This window comes from Rathayibacter sp. Leaf185 (assembly GCF_001423885.1).
In the GTDB taxonomy this organism is placed as follows: domain Bacteria; phylum Actinomycetota; class Actinomycetes; order Actinomycetales; family Microbacteriaceae; genus Rathayibacter.
Genome location: NZ_LMPP01000009.1, coordinates 89812 through 109450 on the forward strand (window position 1 = coordinate 89812; position 19639 = coordinate 109450).

Below are 19639 nucleotides of genomic sequence, written 5' to 3' on the forward strand. Positions count from 1 at the left end.
GGGACCCGTCGTCCTCGGAAATAGTGGGTGGTGCAGGCTCCGCCGCCCCGGCACTCGGCGGGCCGCCCGACGCGGTCGACCCGCACACCTGATCGGCCGATGGCCGCGGGCTGGTCGCCCTCCGACGGCCGAACCCGGCCGCACGCCGACACCAGCCACCCGGTGCGATCCGCGCCCCGCGAGAACGCGGCCGTGCACGCCCATCCCACGAATCCGACGTGCATGCCGGCATCGCTCGTGCACGCGCATCCGGCCGACACCCTCACCGCGCGCCTCCGGCTCGCGTAAACACGTTCGGCTCGCAGAATCTGCGAGATCCTGCGAGCCGAACGATCTTGGACGAGCCGAAGCCCGGCCGAGCCGAAGCTCACACGTTGAAGCGGAACTCCACGACGTCGCCGTCCTGCATCACGTAGTCCTTGCCCTCGATGCGGGCCTTGCCCTTCGCGCGGGCCTCCGCGATCGAACCCGTCTCGACGAGGTCGTCGAACGAGATGATCTCGGCCTTGATGAAGCCCTTCTGGAAGTCGGTGTGGATCACGCCGGCCGCCTGCGGAGCGGTCCAACCCTTCCCGATCGTCCAGGCGCGCGTCTCCTTCGGGCCGGCCGTCAGGTACGTCTGCAGCCCGAGCGTGTCGAAGCCGATCGTGGCGAGCTGGTTGAGCCCGGACTCCGTCTGGCCCGTCGACTCGAGCATCTCGGCGGCGTCCGCCTCGTCGAGGTCGATGAGCTCGGACTCGATCTTGGCGTCGAGGAAGATCGCGTGCGCCGGGGCGACGAGCGCGGCCAGCTCGCCCTTGCGGACGTCGTCGGTCAGCACCGCCTCGTCGACGTTGAACACGTAGATGAAGGGCTTCGCGGTCAGCAGCCCCAGCTCGCGGATCGGCTCGAGGTCGATCGAGGACGCCGACAGCGGCTTGCCCTGATCGAGGAACTCGCGGGCCTTCTTGGCCGTCTCGACCACGATCGGTTCGATCTTGCGACCCTTCAGCTCCTTCTCGTAGCGGGCCTCGGCCTTCTCGAGGGTCTGCAGGTCGGCGAGCACCAGCTCGGTGTTGATCGTCTCCATGTCGCTCGCGGCGTCGACCTTGCCGTCGACGTGCACGACGTCCGAGTCCTCGAAGCCGCGGATGACCTGGGCGATCGCGTCAGCCTCGCGGATGTTGGCGAGGAACTTGTTGCCGAGCCCCTCCCCCTCGGAGGCGCCGCGCACGATGCCGGCGATGTCGACGAAGGAGACGGGGGCCGGGAGGATGCGCTCGGAGCCGAAGATGCCGGCCAGCACCTCGAGGCGGGAGTCGGGCAGGTTCACGACTCCGACATTCGGCTCGATCGTCGCGAACGGGTAGTTCGCGGCGAGCACCGAGTTCTTGGTCAGCGCGTTGAAGAGCGTCGACTTGCCGACGTTGGGGAGTCCGACGATTGCGATAGTGAGAGCCACGGGCGACCATCCTACGCGGGGCCGCGTGCCGCGGGCGGCGGTGTCGGAGGTGCGTGAGAGGCTGAATCGTGCCCATCGACTTCACCGCCATCGACTTCGAGACCGCCAACTCCCACGGGGCCTCGGCCTGCTCGGTGGGGCTGGTGAAGGTCCGCAACGGCCACATCGTCGATCGCGCGGGCTGGCTCATCCGCCCGCCGTACGGGTTCGACGACTTCCTCGAGTGGAACACGCGGATCCACGGCATCCGCAAGCACGACGTGCACGGCGCCGCCTCGTGGAGCGAGCAGTTCGCCGATCTCGTCGCGTTCGCCGGAGACGACGTGTTCGTCGCCCACAACGCCGGCTTCGACATGGGCGTCATCCGCGCCGCCTGCGCCGCGACCGCACTCGAGCACCCCGAGTACGACTACCTCTGCTCGCTCCAGCTCGCCCGCAAGACCTACGAGCTCGACTCCTACCGCCTGCCCGTCGTGGCGATGGCCGCCGGCTTCGAGGACTTCCGCCACCACGACGCCTCGGCCGATGCCGAGGCGTGCGCCTCGATCGTCGTGCACGCCGCGCAGCGCCACGGCGCCGACAGCATGGCCGAGCTCGGCGCGCTCGCCGGAGTCTCGGTCAAACGACTGCGACCCAAGGCCCCGGTCGCCGCCTGAGCCGCAGGCTCACTCGCCCGCGCGCGGGTCGCCGAACCAGTTGCTGAAGATGCGCCAGAAGTTGCGGTTGCCGTAGGCCGAGCAGGCGTCGCCCTCGCCGTAGAGGTTCTCGAGCGCCGCCGCGTTCGGCTGGTACGGCGTGTAGTAGTACAGACCCGCGGTCGCCGCGTTCTCGATCAGCACCGGAGCCGTTCCGCACGCCGCGTCCGGCGAGTACTGGATCTCGCTCGTCTCGCCGATCGGGTACCAGTCGAAGCTGCTGTCCGGGTTCCTGTACCGCTGGAACTGCCAGGCGGCTCCGTAGACCTGACCGAAGAAGCCGAAGTAATCGCTGTCGCAGTCGGCTGTGTCGGGGCAGCCGTAGCCCGTCGCGCTGCGGAACTGCCGCTCGCTCGGCGCCGCGTCGGTCACGAGCGACTGCTCCTTCTGCAGCAGGACGAGCAGCACCGCGGGGCTCACGTCGCACGCCACGGCCACCGAGCCGATGATCTCGGCGGCGGAGCGGTTCGGCCCGCCGCGGTACGCCGCGCACTGCTCGTCCGCAGCGACATCCCCGGTGTCCTCCGCATAGTCGCGCAGGCACGGCACCTCCGCACCCTCGCAGTCGGGGACCCGCGCCGTGAGGAACGCCTGGACGGTCAGCGGGCCGAGCGCGTCGCCGTCGAAGAACACCTCGTCAGACACGATGTCGCCGGGGTCGAAGCCCGAGCCGTCCACTCCGCCGGCGAGATCGGTCCACATGCGGATGCTCGCCGGCTCGGGCGGAGGCGCTGCCGCTCCCCCGAGGTCGGTCGCTCCCGCGAGGAGCAGGACGGCGACGAACGCCACGAGAGCGCAGAAGCCTCCCCGCCGACGCCGGGCGTCGGTCGGGGAGGCACTCATCCCTCCACGCTAGCGGGAGACGGAGATCGGCTCAGCCACAGGACTCGAGGCGTGCCACCGAGTCGGATAGCGTTCCCGTGCCTCCGAGCAGCACGACCCTCTTCGCTCCCAGGGTGCGGATGTCGTCGAGCACGGCCTGCGGGACGCAGGTCGGCGGGACGGCGAAGAGGGGGCTCTTCGTGAATCCGGCGGCGGTCGCTCCCGCGAGAGCATCGGGGAAGTTCTCGCCCGTCGCGAGGTAGACGGTGCTCGCCGTGCTGAACGCCGCGCGGTTGAGCTTCTCGGAAGTGTCGTAGCGGTCGGCCCCGCCGATGCGAGTGACGGAGGCGACCGGCACGGAGCTCGCGATGCCGTCGCTGACCGAGAGGGCACTGCCCGCGATGGTGAGCGTCCGCACTCCCAGCCCCGAGAGGATGCTCTTCGTCGTGGCGTCGGCCGTCGGCAGACCGCCGTTCACGAGCACCACCGGTGCCCTGACCGATCCTGCGGCCGCGCTGGCGCCGAGGGCGTCGGGGAACTTCTCGCCCGTCGCGAGCCACGCCCTCGACGATCCCTGCGGGAACGCGTACTGGATGATCTGCTTCGACGTGTCGTACCGGTCGACGCCTCCGATGCGCTGGATCGACCGCGTGTACTGCGCGAGGTCGTTCTTGAGCGCCTCACTGATGCTGAGGGCCGACCCGACGACGACGATCTTCGCGGGCTTGAGCCTGCTCAGCTCGTCGCGCACCGACTGCGCCATCGAGTCGCGGTCGACGAGCAGGAGCGGGCCGCCCTGCTTCGCGGCGGCGGGAGCGGCGCTGAGCGCGTCGGGGAAGTTGCCGCCGGTGGCGACGTAGACGACCGGCACGTTCGCGCCGAAGGTCGCCTTCGAGATCTCGACGGCTGTGCCCTGGCGGTCGCTGCCGGCGAGGCGGCTGACGGCGACCGAGCCGTTGTTGCTCACGCTCGAGCAGCCGAGGTCCTTCGATCCCGAGGCCTTCGAGTCGCCCGAGCCGGTCCAGAGGTTCCAGGCGACGGAGGCGGCGCTCACGCAGACCGTGTAGGTGCCGAGTGCGGAGGCGGGCGCCGTGGTGGTGAACCCGTGCCCGCGGCCGGCTGCCGGGTACTCGCCCGGGATGTCGCCGCGATCGCCGCCGGCGTTCTGCGTGCGGACGGTCTTCGAGCCGTCAGGAGCGGTGACGGTCACCGTGGTCGAGATCGCGGTCTGCTGCGTGGTCGGGTCGACGGCCCAGCCGGAGGCGGTCAGGGTGCCGCCCGAGATGCGCGGCGCGTCCACGCGGCCGGCCGGGGCGACACCGGCGTTCGCCAGCGTGCCGTTCCAGTCGCTGAAGATGTACCAGAAGTTGATGTTGCCGTAGGTCGCGCAGGCCTGGTTGCCGCTGTTGGTCAGCGCGTAGTCGTTGGGCTGGTACGGCGTGTAAAAGTAGAGGTTCGCCGTGGCCTGGTTCCGGATGGTGACGGGCGACGAGCCGCACGAGGTGTCCGGGTTGTAGAGGATGTTCGGCGTCGTGTCCTTGGCGTAGGTGGTGAAGTTCGAGCCGGATCCGGGCGGGTTCGCGTACTTCTTGAACTGGCGCGCCGCTCCGTAGACCTGGGTGAAGAAGCCGGCGGAGCCGTTGTCGCAGCCGGTCGAGTCGGGGCAGTTGAAGCCGGTGGCGCGGTTGTAGAGGCGCTCGGTCGGGCTGGTCGTCGTGACCAGGCTCGTCTCCTTCTGCACCAGCACGGCGAGGACCAGCGGATTGATGCCGCACGCCTCGCCGACACGGGTGAAGATCGACGCCGCGGACTCCTGCGAGCTCCCGGTGTACGCCGTGCACATCGGGTCGGCCGCCTTGCTCGGCGTCTGCTGGCTGAACGCCCTGAGGCACGGCACCCCGTTGGGGGTGCCGGAGCAGTTCCGGCCCTTGTCGTCGAGGACCGCCTGCATCTGGGAGACGTTCCGCGAGTCGCTGTCGAAGAAGTTCGCGTCGCTGAAGATGTACCCGGCGCGGAAGCTCTTCGTGCTGCTCGCCTCGTACTGCACCTCCTGGTCGGGCAGTCCTGTGCCGTCGTCGACGGAGACGGACGATTCCGCGGTCCCCGGATCGACGAGGACGGACGCAGGCGGCGCGACGTCCTCGGCCGCTGCGGCGGACGAGATCGGGACGAGCGCGGTGCCGAGCCCGACGGCGACGGCGAGCGCGGCGGTGAGCAGGCGCGATGATCGGCGGTGATTCCCCATGATTGCGAAGCCTACGGGGAGGCACCGACACCGGCGTCCCTCGATGGTCACACCCTTCCGAGGGGCACAACGGCCGATGTCGGAGGTCCGTGGTGTCATCTGCGGCATGGACTCCTCCTTCCTCATCGGCCTCGTGATCGGCGCCCTGCTCGCCTCGATCGTGGCGTTCCTCCTCGTCCGCTCCCGCACACCCGATGCCGCGCTCGCGCTCGAGCTCGCCACCGCGCGCGCCAGGGCCGAGGGTGTGGAGGAGCGCCACGAGGCCGTCGTCGAGCAGCACCGCGAGCACCTCGGGTCGGCGCGCGACCAGATCCGCGAGCTGCAGGAGCAGCTGCGCGTCGTCGCCGAGCGCGAGCGGCACGATGCGCGGATCCTGCAGACGCTCTCCCCCGTCGCCGAGAGCCTGCGCGGCATGCAGGAGTCGGTCCGCCGGCTCGAGAGCGAGCGCGCCGCGCAGTTCGGCGCGATCACCGAGCAGCTCGAGGGCCAGCGCGCGGCCGGCGAGCGGCTCCGCTCGACCACCGAGACCCTCGCCTCGGCGCTGCGCTCCAGCGCCAGCCGCGGGGCGTGGGGCGAGACGCAGCTGCGCAACGTCGTCGAGGCGGCGGGGCTCACCCAGCGGGTCGACTTCGACGTGCAGTTCGGCCTCGAGGGCGAGGCCGGGCGGGGCCGCGCCGACATGGTCGTGCGCCTGCCGGGGGGCAAGGCCCTCGCCGTCGACGCGAAGGTCCCGTTCGACTCCTACCTCGAGGCCAGCGCCATCCCCGCCGGAGCGGGGGCCGACGAGGAGGCGCGTCGCACCGCCCTGCTGCGAGCCCACGTCCGCGCGCTCCGCGGTCACATCGACGCACTCGCCGCCCGGGAGTACTGGAGCGGGCTGCCCGCCAGCCCGGAGTTCGTGATCGCCTTCATTCCGAGCGAGCCGCTGCTCGCCAGCGCACTCGACGCCGACCCGAGCCTGCTCGAGTACGCCTTCCGCAAGCGCGTCGCGCTCGCCTCCCCGGTCACCCTCTGGTCGGTGCTCAAGACCGTCGCGTACACCTGGCAGCAGGACGTCCTGACCGATGACGCGAAGCGCCTCCTCGACCTCGGGAAGACCCTCTACACGCGCCTCGGCACGCTCGCCGACCACGCGGAGGGACTGCGCCGCTCGCTCGAGAAGACCGTCGACTCCTACAACGCGTTCGCCGGCTCGCTCGAGAGCCGCGTCCTCGTCACCGCCCGCCAGTTCGACACCCTCGACGAGTCACGGGTGATCGCCCCGATCGGAGGCGTCACCACCTCACCGAGGCGCCTCACCGCCGTCGAGCTCCTCGCCCCCGACACCCTCGACGACGAGCGCAGCGCGTGAACCCGCAGCCTCATCGAGACGCCGTCGCTTCCGCGCGAGCACCACGTTCCCCGCGGTGTCTCGGCGAGAAGCCCGGCGTCTCGATGAGGTGATCGCGCCGCTGGCTAGAGCCACTTCTCCGCGAGGTGCTGGGCGGTCACCCGGCGGATGGTGCCCGAGCGCGAGCGCAGGACGATGGACTCCGTCGTGATGATGTGCCCCTCCTTGCGCACGCCCTTCACGAGCCCGCCGTTCGTGACGCCCGTCGCGACGAAGTAGGTGTTGTCGCTGCGGACGAGGTCGTTCGCGTGCAGCACGCGGTCGAGATCGTGTCCCGCATCGAGCGCGCGCTGCCTCTCGTCGTCGTCCTTCGGCCGGAGGATCCCCTGGATCACACCGCCCAGCGCGCGGATGGCGCACGCCGTGATGATGCCCTCGGGCGTGCCTCCGGTGCCGACGCACATGTCGACCCGCGAGTCGTGCCGTGCGGCGTTGATGCCGCCCGCGACATCGCCGTCGAGCAGCAGCCGGGTCCCGGCCCCGGCGGCGCGGATGTCCTCGATGAGCTGGGTGTGACGGGGACGGTCGAGGACCGCGATCCGCATCTCGTCGACCGGCTTGCGCTTCGCCCGAGCGAGGGCGCGGATGTTCTCGCCGATCGGCCTCTGGATGTCGATGATCCCGATGCCCTCGGGCCCGGTCACGATCTTCTCCATGTAGAACACGGCCGACGGGTCGAACATGGCGCCGCGGTCGGCGACCGCGATCATCGAGAGCGCGTTCTGACGGCCGGCGGCGGTGAGCGAGGTGCCGTCGATAGGGTCGACCGCGATGTCCGCGGCGGGACCTGAGCCGTTGCCGACGTGCTCGCCGTTGTAGAGCATCGGCGCGTTGTCCTTCTCGCCCTCGCCGATCACGACGACCCCGTCGAAGTTGACGGTCCCGAGGAAGGTGCGCATCGCGTCGACGGCGGCACCGTCGGCAGCGTTCTTGTCGCCCTTGCCGATGAAGGGCACGGCGCGGATCGCCGCGGCCTCGGTGGCGCGGACGAGCTCCATGCCGAGGTTGCGGTCAGGGTGGAGATACAGAGAGTCGTTATCGGTCACAGCGCGGAGTCCTTCGCATTCGATTCGTGCAGACGGCGTCGTCGCAGGACCCGCTGTCGCGGATCCCCATCCCGGGTCGAAGCCTACCGGAGGCGTCCCCGCGCCCCCGGGGACGCCTCAGCCCCGCCTCGCTAGACTCGTCGGCGGCGCGGGCCTCGCCCGACCCCTCCCGTTCATCCGTCAAAGGAGATGCCATGCCCGTCGCTACCCCTGACCAGTACGCAGAGATGCTCGACAAGGCGAAGGCCGGCGGATACGCCTACCCCGCCTTCAACGTCTCGTCCTCGCAGACCATCAACTCCGTCCTGCAGGGACTCACCGAGTCCGGCTCGGACGGCATCATCCAGGTCACCACCGGAGGCGCCGACTACTTCGCGGGCCACACCGTCAAGAACCGCGCGGCCGGAGCGATCGCCTTCGCGAAGTTCGCCACCGAGGTCGCCAAGAACTACCCGGTCACGGTCGCGCTGCACACCGACCACTGCCCGAAGAACGCGCTCGAGGGCTTCGTCTACCCGCTGATCGCCGCCTCCGAGGAGGAGGTCAAGGCCGGCCGCGAGCCGCTGTTCCAGTCGCACATGTGGGACGGCTCCGCGGTCCCCCTCGACGAGAACCTCGCCATCGCGAAGGAGATCCTCCCCCGCGTCAAGAACATCAACGCCATCCTCGAGGTCGAGATCGGCGTCGTCGGCGGCGAGGAGGACGGTGTCTCGCACGACATCAACGAGCACCTCTACACCACGCTCGACGACGCGATCGCGACCGTCGAGGCTCTCGGCTTCGGCGAGCAGGGCCGCTACATGGCCGCGCTGACGTTCGGCAACGTGCACGGCGTCTACAAGCCGGGCAACGTGCGCCTGCGCCCCGAGCTGCTCCGCGAGATCCAGGACGGCCTGCAGCAGAAGTACGGCACCGCCGCCCTGCCGCTCGACCTCGTGTTCCACGGCGGCTCCGGCTCGACCGACGAGGAGATCGCCGAGGCGGTCCGCAACGGCGTCGTGAAGATGAACATCGACACCGACACGCAGTACGCGTTCAGCCGGTCCATCGCCGACACGGTGCTGAAGAACTACGACGGCTTCCTCAAGGTCGACGGCGAGGTAGGCAACAAGAAGATCTACGACCCGCGCGCCTGGGGCAAGATCGCCGAGACCGCCATGGCCGCCCGCGTGGCCGAGGCGACCCGTCAGCTCGGCTCCGCCGGGCACTCCGGAAAGTAGGACACCGCTCCGTGACGAACGCACACGACCAGTCGGGTGGCGCCGAGCGCCCGAAGCCCCAGTACGGCGAGTACGCGCCGCCCGGCTGGTCGTGGCAGCCCGCCGAGGACGCGGTGGTCGTCCCGGATCCGCGCGGCTCCGACGCGGATCCACGTCCGGCGAAGACACCCGCCCGGCAGGCAGCGGCACACCCGGTCGACCGCCTCCTCACGATCATCCTGCTCGCGCTCGGCGTCTTCTTCGCCGTGCCGACGCTGCTCGACCCGTCGAGCTTCGCGACCACGCTCGAGGAGCTGTACCGGAGTCAGGGCATCGGCACCTACGCCTCGCCCGATCTCGCCCGGGCCCTCGGAGTCGTCGTGGCCCTCGCGCAGTCGCTGATCGTCGCTTTCGCCGTCTGGATCTCGATCCGCCGGCTCCGCGCCGGGAAGCGCACCGTGCTGGTGCCGATCCTCGGGATCGTCGCCACCATCGTGCTCTCGATGATCATCGCCGCGATCGCGATCCTGGGCGACCCGACCTTCGGCGACTACGTCAACCAGATGTCGTCGCAGGGCTCCGCCGGTCTCGACACCTGAGCTCTCACGCGAAGAGGCCGCCCTCCCTCGGGAGTGGCGGCCTCTTCGCGTAGGCGGTCCGGGAGTCAGCTCGCGGCGCTGATCCGTCCACCGACACCGCGGGCGTCGCGCTTGCCGGCGACGTCCTTCCGCAGCTCCTTCGGCAGCGAGAACATCAGGTCCTCCTCCGCGGTCTTGACCTCTTCGACGTCGCCGTATCCGGCGGCCGCCAGGTCGTCGAGCACCTCGCGCACCAGGATCTCGGGAACCGAGGCGCCGCTGGTGACGCCGACGGTGCGGATGCCGTCGAGCCACTCCTGCTTGATCTCGCTCGCGTAGTCGATGCGGTAGGACGCCTTCGCGCCGTACTCGAGCGCCACCTCGACGAGGCGGACGGAATTGGACGAGTTGGCCGAGCCGACCACGATCACGAGCTCGGCGCTCGCGGCCACCTTCTTGATCGCGACCTGGCGGTTCTGCGTGGCGTAGCAGATGTCGTCGCTCGGCGGGTCCTGCAGGTTGGGGAAGCGCTCGCGGAGGCGGCGCACGGTCTCCATCGTCTCGTCGACCGAGAGCGTGGTCTGCGAGAGCCAGACGACCTTGTCCGGGTCCTTCACCTGGATGTTCGGGACGTCGTCGGGGCTGCCGACGAGCGTGACGTGATCGGGAGCCTCGCCCGCGGTGCCCTCCACCTCTTCGTGGCCTTCGTGGCCGATCAGGAGGATCTCGAAGTCGTCGCGCGCGAAGCGGACCGCCTCGCGGTGCACCTTGGTGACCAGCGGGCAGGTGGCGTCGATGGCCTGCAGGTGGCGGTCGGCCGCGCCCTGCACGACGGCGGGAGAGACTCCGTGGGCGCTGAAGACGATGTGCGATCCCTCGGGGACCTCGTCGACCTCGTCGACGAAGATCGCGCCCTGACTCTCGAGCGTCGAGACGACGTGGACGTTGTGCACGATCTGCTTGCGCACGTACACCGGGGCACCGTAGTGCTCGATGGCCTTCTCGACGGCGACGACCGCGCGGTCGACTCCGGCGCAGTAGCCGCGCGGGGCGGCCAGCAGGACGCGCTTGGGCCCGTCGACGGGGACGTCGCGCAGACGTCCTGCGGCGCGGGGCATGCGCGGCATGGGCAGGCTGATCGGGGCTTCACTCACCACACGATTCTACGGGCCGCATCCTGTGCGAGGCCGACTCCTGCAGAATGCCGCCTCCTCCACAGGTTCGACTCGCGCCGACCATCGGCCCGGCGACCTGCACGGCAGCCCCGGTGTCGGAGGCATCCCGTACCGTTGTCGACGCAGGTCCGCCACCCGCTCCCCCGCCCGCTCCAGCGAAGGCACCGATGACAGACGCCCCTCCCACCGCCGACGCCCCGTGGCCGGTCGGTCTGCTCGCGAGCAAGATCAAGGGCTGGATCGAGCGGCTGGGCACCGCGTGGGTCGAGGGCGAGATCACCCAGTGGGGAGTCTCCGGGGGCAACGTCTACGGCAAGCTCAAAGACCTGTCGGGCGAGGCCACGGTGGGGTTCACCGTGTGGTCCTCGGTCCGCTCCCGCCTCCCCGCCGATCTCGCCCAGGGCGATCGCGTCATCGCGCTGGTGAAGCCCAACTACTGGGTCAAGGGCGGCACGCTCTCGATGCAGGTCTTCGAGATGCGGCACGTCGGGCTCGGCGACCTCCTCGAGAAGCTCGAGCGCCTCCGCCGGCAGCTCGCCTCCGAGGGGCTCTTCGAGGCGAGCCGCAAGACGCCGCTCCCCTTCCTCCCGCACGGCATCGGCCTGATCACCGGCAAGGACTCGGACGCCGAGAAGGACGTCCTCCGGAACGCCCAGCTGCGCTGGCCGGCCGTCCGCTTCCGCGTGGTGCACGCGGCGGTCCAGGGCGACCGCACGGTGCCCGAGGTCCTCTCGGCGCTGCGCACGCTCGAGGCCGACGAGAGCATCGACGTGATCGTGATCGCCCGCGGCGGTGGCGACTTCCAGAACCTGCTCGGCTTCAGCGACGAGAGGCTCGTGCGCGCGGTGGCCGCCTGCTCGACCCCTGTCGTCAGCGCCATCGGCCACGAGGCCGACCGCCCGCTCCTCGACGAGGTCGCCGATCTGCGCGCCTCCACCCCCACCGACGCGGCCAAGCGCGTGGTGCCCGACGTGTCCGACGAGCTGCTGCGGGTGCAGCAGGCGAGGCTCCGGATGACCAGCCGGGTGAGCGGACTCGTCTCGCACGAGGTCGACCGGCTCTCGCAGCTGCGCACACGACCCGTCCTCGCGCAGCCGCACGTCCTCGTCGACCGGCGCTCCGAAGACCTGACCCGCTGGGTCGCGAGGGGTGCCGAGCTCGTCGAGCGGAGGATCGAGCGCGCGCATCTCGAGGTCGAGCGGCTGCACGGCCACCTCCGGGCCCTCTCGCCGCAGCACACCCTCGACCGCGGCTACGCGATCGTGCAGAACTCCGCCGGGCACGTCGTCCGCGGGCCGGGCGATGCGGCGAGCGGTGAGTCGCTCGTCCTGACCCTCGCCGAGGGAGCGGTGTCGGCCCGATCCGAGGGTGCGGCCGCCGACCCCGCAGGACGCGGCTGACACCGCCCGCGCCGAGCCTCCCTCCAGCACCGATCGATAGGATCATCCCCATGCCCGACGCCCGCACCGACCCGTCCGCCGCGGAGACCACCGACCCCGGCGCCACTGTCGCCGGCACGGCCGACCTCAGCTACGAGCAGGCGCGCGACGAGCTCGTCCGCGTGGTCTCCGAGCTCGAGCAGGGCAACTCCACCCTCGAGCGCTCACTCGCGCTCTGGGAGCGCGGCGAGGCACTCGCCGCCCGCTGCGAGGAGTGGCTGATCGGAGCCCGGGCGCGTCTCGACGCCGCCCGCTCCGGCGGATCGAGCGCCGGATGAGCCGCGAGAAGCCGCCCCGCGTCGTCGCCGAGCTCGGGCGGCCCGAGACCCCGGCCGAGATCGCGGCCCGCAAGGCCGAGAACTCCCGCCTCTACCGCCAGCGCAAGACCGTGAACAACCTCGTCTTCTCTCTGCTGGCCACCGTCGGCGTCGTCGCGCTCATCGTGCTCGTGGTCCCTCGTGGAGACGGCACGGAGCGACCGGCCGTCGACGTGCCGCTGGTCGCCTCCCAGCTGCAGCTCGGCGAGACGCAGACACTGGTCGTCCCCGAGATGCCCGACGGGTGGTCGGCCAATGCCGCCGAGCTGCGCACCGACGGCGGCATCGACTACTGGTACGTCGGCCTGCTCACCCCGAAGGCCGGCTACATCGGCGTCAGCCAGGGCCTCGACGCCGACGAGGCCTGGGTCGCCTCCCAGCTCGACCGCGCCGCCGCCACCGGGGTCGAGCAGATCGACGGCCGCGAGTGGACCGTGTACGACCGTCGCGACTCCGGAGCGGACACGGGCAACACCCCGTACGCTCTCGAGACGACGGAGGGGTCGAGCACCTACCTCATCTACGGCACTGCGTCGACCGATGAGATCCGCGAGGTCGTCGACGCCATCGCCCCGCAGATCGGCCAGGAGGAGACACGATGAGCCAGGACCTGAGCGACCAGGACGCACCCCAGACCATCCCGGTCCCGCGCGAGTCCCGCCCGCCCGCCTGGGTGTGGAAGGAGATGCTGCGCGGCAACCAGCGCTTCGTCGCCGGAGAACCGCGCCACCCTCGCCAGGACGTGGAGCGCCGCGCCGAGCTCGCCGCCGAGCAGAAGCCGCTCGCCGCCCTCTTCGGCTGCAGCGACTCGCGCCTCGCCGCCGAGATCATCTTCGACCTCGGCCTCGGCGACCTCTTCGTCGTCCGCAACGCGGGACAGGTCATCGCCGATTCGATCATCGGCTCGCTCGAGTACGGCGTGGCCGTGCTCGGAGTGAAGCTGATCCTGGTGCTCGGGCACGACGAGTGCGGTGCGGTGAAGGCGGCGATCCAGTCGCAGGCGCCCGGCGCCGAGCGCCTCCCGCCGCACATCGAGCACCTCATCGAACCGATCATCCCCGCCGTCCGTCGCATCGTCGGGCCGCAGCCCGACGGCCGGGTGCTCGTCGACCCGTCGGCGACCGACGCCCTCGCCGTCGGCAGGGAGCACCTGCGCGACACGGTCGCCGAGCTGCTCCAGCGCTCCCCGCTCATCGCCGACGCGGTCGCCGCGGGCGAGCTCGCCGTCGTCGGGGCCAACTACCGGCTGTCCGACGGCACCGTGATCTCGGACGTCGTGCTCGGCATCGATCCGCCGCAGCTGAGCCCCTACCGCTCCGAGCAGGAGCGCACGCTCACGCCGCTCCAGACCGTGGCGACCGACGGCTCTCCCGTCCTCTGACCGGGCTTCCGGCACACGAGCACTTGAACAGACCGAGCACCTCAACAGACAAGGACGAACACAGCGTGGTGGATCACTCCCCGACCGATTCCGGCGATTTCCGCATCGAGCACGACACGATGGGCGAGGTGCGGGTCCCCCGCGACGCGCTCTACGCCGCGCAGACGCAGCGCGCGGTCGAGAACTTCCCGATCTCGGGAGCCGGCCTCGAGCCCGCCCAGATCGCCGCTCTCGCGCGGATCAAGAAGGCCGCGGCGCTCGCGAACGCCGAGCTGGGCGTCCTCGACGCCGACATCGCCGGAGCCATCGCCGACGCGGCGGACCTGATCGTCGCCGGCGGCTACGACGAGCACTTCCCGATCGACGTCTACCAGACCGGCTCCGGGACCTCGTCGAACATGAACATGAACGAGGTGCTCGGCACCCTCGCGACGACGGCGCTCGGCCGCACCGTGCACCCGAACGACCACGTCAACGCGTCGCAGTCGTCGAACGACGTGTTCCCGACCTCGGTGCACGTCGCCGTCACCGGCGCACTGATCGAGAGCCTCATCCCCTCGCTCGAGCACCTCGCCCAGGCGCTCGAGGTCAAGGCCGAACTGTGGTCCGAGGTCGTCAAGGCGGGCCGCACCCACCTGATGGACGCCACTCCGGTCACGCTGGGTCAGGAGTTCGGGGGCTACGCGATGCAGATCCGCCTCGGCATCGAGCGCGTCCGCTCGGCACTCCCGCGCGTCGCCGAGGTCCCGCTCGGCGGCACCGCTGTCGGCACGGGCATCAACACGCCCGCGGGCTTCCCGCAGAAGGTCATCGCCCGACTCGCGGAGGAGACCGGTCTGCCCGTCACCGAGGCGCGGAACCACTTCGAGGCACAGGGCGCCCGCGACTCGCTCGTCGAGGCCTCCGGGGCCCTGCGCGTTCTCGCGGTCAGCCTCACCAAGATCAACAACGACCTGCGCTGGATGGGCTCCGGCCCCAACACCGGTCTCGGCGAGCTGCGCATCCCCGATCTGCAGCCCGGCTCGTCGATCATGCCCGGCAAGGTCAACCCGGTCATCCCGGAGGCGGTGCTCATGGTCTGCGCCCGCGTCATCGGCAACGACGCGACCATCGCCTGGGCCGGCGCCTCGGGCGCCTTCGAGCTCAATGTCGCGATCCCCGTCATGGGTACCGCGCTTCTCGAGTCGATCCGGCTCCTGTCGACCTCGGCGACGCTGCTGGCCGACAAGACCGTCGACGGCCTCGAGGCCGACGTCGAGCACGCCCGCGCCCTCGCCGAGTCCTCCCCGTCGATCGTCACCCCCCTCAACAAGGTGATCGGCTACGAGGCGGCCGCCAAGGTCGCGAAGAACTCGGTCGCCAAGGGCATCACCGTCCGAGAGTCGGTCGTCGACCTCGGCTTCGTCGAGCGCGGCGAGGTGACGGAGGAGCAGCTCGATGCGGCCCTCGACGTCATGTCGATGACGCACCCGGGCTGAACCGTTTTGTCGGGTCTGCGCAGGCGCAGACCCGACCGCGGTCGGCAGAGCGCGTGGAGTGGTCCGCAGAGCGTGGTGCGAACGGCTGGGGCGAAACGCTGACACGCGTTTCGCCCGTTCGCCTCGCGAGTGGTCGGCTGGTTCGGGTACCGGCGGCTCGGGACACGTGATGCAGAGTCATTCCGCCGCTCCCCCGGCGTGCTGATCGAGCCCGCAGTCCTCGCAGAGGGCTTATCGAGATCCCAGCCGATCACGCCGCGGGGCGGCGGGACCAGGCGGGGGCGCGCTCGGGGCGCGGGCCGACGCCGACGAGGAGGGCGGGCACGACGGCCAGGGCGGGCAGCGCGTGGAGGAGCGCGACGAGCAGGCGTGGCGGGCCGGACAGCCGCCCGTTGAGGGCGGGCATGATCAGGCGGGCGTGCAGCACCCGCTGCAGAGTCTGGATCAGGGCGGCGGGAACGGCACGACGACGCTGGACGCGGGCGAGCAGAGCATCGCCTCCGTGCTCGAAGACGCCCCTCCGCAGCGGGCCGGCGAGCAGCCGCGCGGTCGCGACCGCGTCCTGCACCGCGAGGTTGATGCCGACTCCGCCGACCGGCGACATCGCGTGCGCGGCGTCGCCGATGCAGAGCGCACCCGGCGCATGCCAGAGGCGGAGTCGATCGAGCCGCACGTCCAGGTGCTTCACGTCGTCCATCGACGCGATCGCCTCGGCGTCACCGGCGACCTCCGGGAGCAGCGCCGCCGCCTCGGCTCGGAGCGCCTCGATCCCCCGGCCACGCACCTCGGCGTCGGTCCCCTTTACTCCGAGTCGCGCGACCTGGAGGTAGCCCCTCCGCGGGATCGCGATCGCCGCGCGTCCCGCCTCCAGCCTCGGCAGCAGCGACTCCCCCACGTCGCGCTGCGTCGGGATCCGGAACCACCACACATCGAAGCCCACCGCGGCCTCGCGTGCCACGAGTCCGACCGAGCGCCGCACCGCCGACCAGCGGCCGTCGCAGGCCACTGTCAGATCGGCGAGGAGCCGCCCCGGCCCCGACGACGACGTGTACTCCACTCCGACGACGCGCTCGCCGTCGCGGACGACTCCCGTCACCACGTGCTCGGTCAGCAGGGTGAACGAAGGCTCGGCCGCGGCCGCCTCGGCGAGTAGGGCGAGCAGATCCCACTGCGGCACCATCGCGATGTAGGGATGCCGGACAGGCAGCCGCGAGAAGTCGGCCACGACCATCGGGGTGTCACCGGTCGGCACGCTCACCCGCTGGATCCTCGAGTGCGGCAGGGCGTCGAAGCGCGGGAGGAGCCCGAGATCGTCGAGCAGACCCAGCGTCGTCGGGTGCACCGTGTCGCCGCGGAAGTCGCGGAGGAAGTCGGCATGCTTCTCGAGCACCGTCACCTCGACTCCGGCGCGCGCGAGGAGCAACCCGAGGACGAGCCCGGCCGGTCCCGCGCCGACGATCGCGCACGTCGTTCGCAGCATCGCGACCTCCCACCGTCCGACTCCCGGTCTACCACCGCGCCGCACGCCTGACCAGGGCGTCTCAGCCGGCCGCGACGACGATCCAGAACGCGGCGAGCTGGAAGGGGCCGAACGCGATGCGAGAGCGGTCGCCCGAGAGCAGGAGCGGCAGCGCCCAGAGTCCCGCCAGGAGGAACGCCAGCCCGACAGCCGCCGACATCCGATCAGGTCCGAGCGCCGCGAGCGGGAACGCCAGACCCGCTCCCAGCTTCACGTCGCCCATGCCGAGCCCGCCGGCGGAGTGCAGCACTCCGAGGATCAGCGCGACCGTCGCCGCGGCGACCACCGAGCCCGGCGCCTCCGCGACCCCGGCCATGAGGATCGGCACCGTGAGCACGTTCGGCAGGAGGCGCGTGCGCACGTCGGCGAGCACCAGCGGCACCGACAGCGCCGCGATCACGAGCGCCGCCCAGCCCGCCCCGCTGTGCACGACGATCGCTCCCAGCGCAGTCGCGCCCAGCACGACGGCGACCCCCTCGAGTGCTGCACCGTGTCGCATCCGCCGACCCTAGACCGCCCCGCCTCACCCCCGTCGAACTTCTCCACACCCCCCCCTGCCGGCCTCCGCGAGATGCCACTTGAGTACGCGACACGCCGGAGAACGCGTACTCGAGTGGCATCGCGCGGAGTCAGTCCCGAGGAGGCAGGGGCCCCAGCCAGGCGTTCGCGAAGGTCGAGTGCGCCGATTCGTCGTCGGAGGGGTGGAAGAGCCCGGCGAGCACGTCACGGTAGAGCCGCGACAGCTCCGAGCGGCGCGAGTAGGCCGAGCCCCCGGAGGCGCGCACGGCGCTCTCGACGATCCGCAGCGCCGCCTCCGTGGTCCGGATCTTGACGCCGACGAGCGACGGGAACCAGCGCGCGCCCCGGTCGACCAGTGCGTCGACATCGGCGGCTGCCGAGCGCAGCGGCGCCTCGAGCCCGTCGAGCAGGATCGCGGCATCGGCGATCCGCCAGCGGATGTCCGGATCCTCGGACAGCGGGCGCCCGCCCGCCTTCAGCGAGGTGCGCCGGTGAGCGGCCTCCACCGCGAGCGCCAGCGCTCGCTGCGCGATCCCGAGGTAGACGGAGGCGATCAGCAGCTCGAAGTTCGCGAAGATCGCGAAGACGAGCGGGTCGGCGGAGGGCCCGACGGGCAGCGAGCGGAACATCCGCGAGGCGGGCACCTCCACGCCGTCGAGCACGGTGGTCCTGCTCTGCGTGGCGCGCATACCGAGCGTGTCCCAGTCGTCACGGACACTGAGACCCGCTACGGACGACTCCGGTGTCTCGCGATCGATGAACCCGTGCACCAGCCGCGGCTCGGAGCCGCTGTCGTCGCGGCCGAAGACCCCGAGCCTGGTCCAGGCCGGCGAGAGCGAGGTGAAGATCTTGGTGCCGGTGAAGCGGTAGGAGCCGTCGGGCCGCGGCTCGGCGCGCGTCAGCGAGTCGAGCAGGACCACGTCGTTGCCCGCCTCGCTGTTGCCGAAGGCGAAGACGTGCCCGGCCGCCGCATCCGTCAGCACGTGGGTCAGCGAGTCGTCGCCGCGCTCGCGCAGGACGCGTGCGACTCCGGTCCAGACGAGGTGCATGTTGACGGCCAGGGCTGTGGCCGGAGCGGCGGTCGCGAGACGCGTCTGCTCGGCCGCGACCTGCTCGAGCCCGAGTCCCGATCCGCCCAGCTCCTCCGGGACGAGGAGCGCGAGGTAGCCGAGAGCGCGCAGTTCGTCGAGGTCCTCCGCGAAGAAGGCGTTGCGCTCGTCGTAGTCGGCGGCGCGGAGGCGGAGGCGCTCGAGGAGCGCGTCATCGAGGATGCTCACCTCCCCACGCTACGCCGCCCTGCCCGCCCTCGGGCCGCCGAGCGGATGCTCCTCAGCTCCCGGCCCTTCCGGTGGAGCACCCGGCCGACCCGAGGGCGCCCCGCCGACATCGCCGCGAACCCAGGCGGATCACGAGAGGAAGGCGACCCCGATGACGACGGCGAGGAGGAGCGCCGCCGACCCGAAGCCGACCAGGAGCGCGAACGTCATGGGACGGGTCTCCCGGAAGCTCATCGTTCCCGGGATCAGATCGTCGACCTGCCGGGCGCTGAGCACCTCCCAGGCCGGCGGCATCCTGCCGACGACGTCCTCGGGCGACGAGGTTCCCGGAGCGTCCTCCGCCGACCGACCGGAGCGTCGCCCGCTCCCCGAGGAGCGGAGTCGCGGATCCGCGGCACGGACCACGGCCTCGAGGGCGTCGATCTCCCAGTCCCCGCCGCGGAGCCGGATCGAACGGGTCCGGTCAGACAGGAACAGGATCAACGACGGAGGAAGGCGGATCCCCTCACTGTTCGGACCGGGCGCCAGCCACGCGAGCAGCGCCCTCACGGACGGGTCGGCGCTGTCGAAGGCGATCGTCTCGCCGCGAGCATTCGTGTACTCGATCGCGTGGGGTCGGATCCGGATGACCGCCTCAGCGTGGAATCTGCGGTTGCGGACCAGGAGCACACCGATGATGACCGCCGACACGACCGCGGCGACGCCGAAGAGTCCGAGGTAGGCGTACAGCGCGCCCTGACGGTCGTCGGCCGTCAGTATCCCCCAGGTCGCACCCGCCAGCAGGACGGCGGCGGGGACCACCGCGGCGGGCCTCAGGCGTCTCGACTCCTGCTTCTGCCGGGCCCGGGACGGCCGGAACTCCCGAACGGGCTCGCGCTCGGCGCGACCGTCGCTGCCGAACGTCATCGGCCGGAGGCGGCTGCCCGGACACGCGAGTCCTGCACACGCAGGACCCACGCCGGCGTGCTGTCGTGAAGGGTGCCGCGCATGAGGCGATGGTACTGCCGAGGGCGCGGGCCGGTCGCCGAGTCGGTGCCGCCGGTGCACGGCTCCTGCGCGACGGGCGACCCCCTTCGTGACAGGCCCGCGGGGAGGTCCCGGAACGGGCCCCTCCCCGC

At 71.2% G+C, this 19639-nt stretch carries 18 protein-coding genes; 9 read left to right on the forward strand and 9 right to left on the reverse strand.

Going from position 1 to position 19639, the window contains the following annotated elements:
• Positions 1-367 precede the first annotated feature (367 nt).
• Positions 368-1441 carry a redox-regulated ATPase YchF gene (ychF, locus tag ASG06_RS18365; RefSeq protein ID WP_056045043.1) on the reverse strand — a complete coding sequence of 358 codons (1074 nt, stop codon included), beginning with the start codon at positions 1439-1441 and terminating at the stop codon, positions 368-370.
• A 68-nt stretch (positions 1442-1509) separates the two neighbouring features.
• Between ychF and ASG06_RS18370 the strand changes: the two genes are divergently transcribed.
• On the forward strand, positions 1510-2097 hold the full coding sequence (locus ASG06_RS18370) for a 3'-5' exonuclease (protein ID WP_056045045.1): 588 nt from the start codon (positions 1510-1512) through the stop codon (positions 2095-2097).
• A gap of 9 nt (positions 2098-2106) precedes the next feature.
• Here the strand turns inward: ASG06_RS18370 and ASG06_RS18375 are convergent, their stop codons facing one another.
• On the reverse strand, positions 2107-2979 hold the full coding sequence (locus tag ASG06_RS18375; RefSeq protein WP_056045047.1) for a hypothetical protein: 873 nt from the start codon (positions 2977-2979) through the stop codon (positions 2107-2109).
• Positions 2980-3010: 31 nt separating this feature from the next.
• Complete coding sequence (locus ASG06_RS18380; protein ID WP_056045049.1) at positions 3011-5203, reverse strand: cell wall-binding repeat-containing protein; 2193 nt, start codon at positions 5201-5203, stop codon at positions 3011-3013.
• Between the two features lie 106 nt (positions 5204-5309).
• Between ASG06_RS18380 and ASG06_RS18385 the strand changes: the two genes are divergently transcribed.
• Positions 5310-6554: a DNA recombination protein RmuC gene (locus ASG06_RS18385; protein WP_197409464.1), complete on the forward strand. Its 1245-nt coding sequence runs from the start codon at positions 5310-5312 to the stop codon at positions 6552-6554.
• A 104-nt stretch (positions 6555-6658) separates the two neighbouring features.
• Here the strand turns inward: ASG06_RS18385 and glpX are convergent, their stop codons facing one another.
• The gene (glpX, locus tag ASG06_RS18390) at positions 6659-7591 is read right to left on the reverse strand and encodes a class II fructose-bisphosphatase (protein WP_056045054.1); all 933 of its coding nucleotides are present in this window, start codon (positions 7589-7591) and stop codon (positions 6659-6661) included.
• A 242-nt stretch (positions 7592-7833) separates the two neighbouring features.
• Between glpX and fbaA the strand changes: the two genes are divergently transcribed.
• Entirely contained in the window at positions 7834-8859 is a 1026-nt protein-coding gene (fbaA, locus tag ASG06_RS18395) for a class II fructose-bisphosphate aldolase (protein ID WP_056045056.1), read from the forward strand.
• 11 nt (positions 8860-8870) lie between these two features.
• Positions 8871-9437 carry a DUF6264 family protein gene (locus ASG06_RS18400; protein WP_056045058.1) on the forward strand — a complete coding sequence of 189 codons (567 nt, stop codon included), beginning with the start codon at positions 8871-8873 and terminating at the stop codon, positions 9435-9437.
• Between the two features lie 65 nt (positions 9438-9502).
• On the opposite strand, the gene ASG06_RS18405 is transcribed toward ASG06_RS18400, so the two are convergent.
• Positions 9503-10543 carry a 4-hydroxy-3-methylbut-2-enyl diphosphate reductase gene (locus ASG06_RS18405; RefSeq protein WP_056045062.1) on the reverse strand — a complete coding sequence of 347 codons (1041 nt, stop codon included), beginning with the start codon at positions 10541-10543 and terminating at the stop codon, positions 9503-9505.
• 215 nt (positions 10544-10758) lie between these two features.
• Here ASG06_RS18405 and xseA point away from each other — a divergent pair, with 215 nt between their 5' ends.
• The 5 genes from xseA (at position 10759) to ASG06_RS18430 (ending at position 15206) form a co-directional block, all read left to right on the forward strand.
• The gene (xseA, locus tag ASG06_RS18410; RefSeq protein WP_056045064.1) at positions 10759-11991 is read left to right on the forward strand and encodes an exodeoxyribonuclease VII large subunit; all 1233 of its coding nucleotides are present in this window, start codon (positions 10759-10761) and stop codon (positions 11989-11991) included.
• Positions 11992-12041: 50 nt separating this feature from the next.
• Entirely contained in the window at positions 12042-12308 is a 267-nt protein-coding gene (locus tag ASG06_RS18415; protein WP_056045066.1) for an exodeoxyribonuclease VII small subunit, read from the forward strand.
• Positions 12305-12949 carry a DUF4245 domain-containing protein gene (locus ASG06_RS18420; RefSeq protein WP_056045068.1) on the forward strand — a complete coding sequence of 215 codons (645 nt, stop codon included), beginning with the start codon at positions 12305-12307 and terminating at the stop codon, positions 12947-12949. The genes ASG06_RS18415 and ASG06_RS18420 overlap by 4 nt, the downstream gene beginning before the upstream one ends.
• Before the next feature lie 83 nt (positions 12950-13032).
• Positions 13033-13728, forward strand: a complete 696-nt coding sequence (locus ASG06_RS18425) for a carbonic anhydrase (protein ID WP_082499387.1) — start codon at positions 13033-13035, stop codon at positions 13726-13728.
• 65 nt (positions 13729-13793) lie between these two features.
• Positions 13794-15206, forward strand: a complete 1413-nt coding sequence (locus tag ASG06_RS18430; protein WP_082499357.1) for a class II fumarate hydratase — start codon at positions 13794-13796, stop codon at positions 15204-15206.
• A 250-nt stretch (positions 15207-15456) separates the two neighbouring features.
• Here the strand turns inward: ASG06_RS18430 and ASG06_RS18435 are convergent, their stop codons facing one another.
• The 4 genes from ASG06_RS18435 to ASG06_RS18450 all read right to left on the reverse strand — a co-directional run bounded on the left by ASG06_RS18435 (position 15457) and on the right by ASG06_RS18450 (position 19427).
• A complete protein-coding gene (locus tag ASG06_RS18435) occupies positions 15457-16686 on the reverse strand; it encodes an FAD-dependent oxidoreductase (RefSeq protein ID WP_056045071.1) in 1230 nt (409 codons plus the stop codon).
• Positions 16687-16747: 61 nt separating this feature from the next.
• Positions 16748-17224 (reverse strand): prepilin peptidase, encoded by a 477-nt coding sequence (locus ASG06_RS18440; protein ID WP_056045072.1) that lies wholly within the window; start codon positions 17222-17224, stop codon positions 16748-16750.
• A 130-nt stretch (positions 17225-17354) separates the two neighbouring features.
• A complete protein-coding gene (locus ASG06_RS18445; RefSeq protein ID WP_056045074.1) occupies positions 17355-18521 on the reverse strand; it encodes an acyl-CoA dehydrogenase family protein in 1167 nt (388 codons plus the stop codon).
• A 129-nt stretch (positions 18522-18650) separates the two neighbouring features.
• Positions 18651-19427: a hypothetical protein gene (locus ASG06_RS18450; protein ID WP_056045076.1), complete on the reverse strand. Its 777-nt coding sequence runs from the start codon at positions 19425-19427 to the stop codon at positions 18651-18653.
• Between the last annotated feature and the right edge of the window lie 212 nt (positions 19428-19639).

Bases quoted from the DNA above. Each gene is read 5' to 3' on its own strand.
- ASG06_RS18415 (WP_056045066.1), top strand. From the start codon at position 12,042: ATGCCCGACGCCCGCACCGACCCGTCCGCCGCGGAGACCACCGACCCC.
- xseA (WP_056045064.1), top strand. From the start codon at position 10,759: ATGACAGACGCCCCTCCCACCGCCGACGCCCCGTGGCCGGTCGGTCTG.
- ASG06_RS18435 (WP_056045071.1), bottom strand. From the start codon at position 16,686: ATGCTGCGAACGACGTGCGCGATCGTCGGCGCGGGACCGGCCGGGCTC.
- ASG06_RS18450 (WP_056045076.1), bottom strand. From the start codon at position 19,427: ATGACGTTCGGCAGCGACGGTCGCGCCGAGCGCGAGCCCGTTCGGGAG.
- ASG06_RS18375 (WP_056045047.1), bottom strand. From the start codon at position 2,979: ATGAGTGCCTCCCCGACCGACGCCCGGCGTCGGCGGGGAGGCTTCTGC.
- ASG06_RS18425 (WP_082499387.1), top strand. From the start codon at position 13,033: ATGCTGCGCGGCAACCAGCGCTTCGTCGCCGGAGAACCGCGCCACCCT.
- fbaA (WP_056045056.1), top strand. From the start codon at position 7,834: ATGCCCGTCGCTACCCCTGACCAGTACGCAGAGATGCTCGACAAGGCG.
- glpX (WP_056045054.1), bottom strand. From the start codon at position 7,591: ATGGAGCTCGTCCGCGCCACCGAGGCCGCGGCGATCCGCGCCGTGCCC.
- ASG06_RS18420 (WP_056045068.1), top strand. From the start codon at position 12,305: ATGAGCCGCGAGAAGCCGCCCCGCGTCGTCGCCGAGCTCGGGCGGCCC.
- ASG06_RS18405 (WP_056045062.1), bottom strand. From the start codon at position 10,543: ATGCCGCGCATGCCCCGCGCCGCAGGACGTCTGCGCGACGTCCCCGTC.
- ASG06_RS18440 (WP_056045072.1), bottom strand. From the start codon at position 17,224: ATGCGACACGGTGCAGCACTCGAGGGGGTCGCCGTCGTGCTGGGCGCG.
- ASG06_RS18385 (WP_197409464.1), top strand. From the start codon at position 5,310: ATGGACTCCTCCTTCCTCATCGGCCTCGTGATCGGCGCCCTGCTCGCC.
- ASG06_RS18380 (WP_056045049.1), bottom strand. From the start codon at position 5,203: ATGGGGAATCACCGCCGATCATCGCGCCTGCTCACCGCCGCGCTCGCC.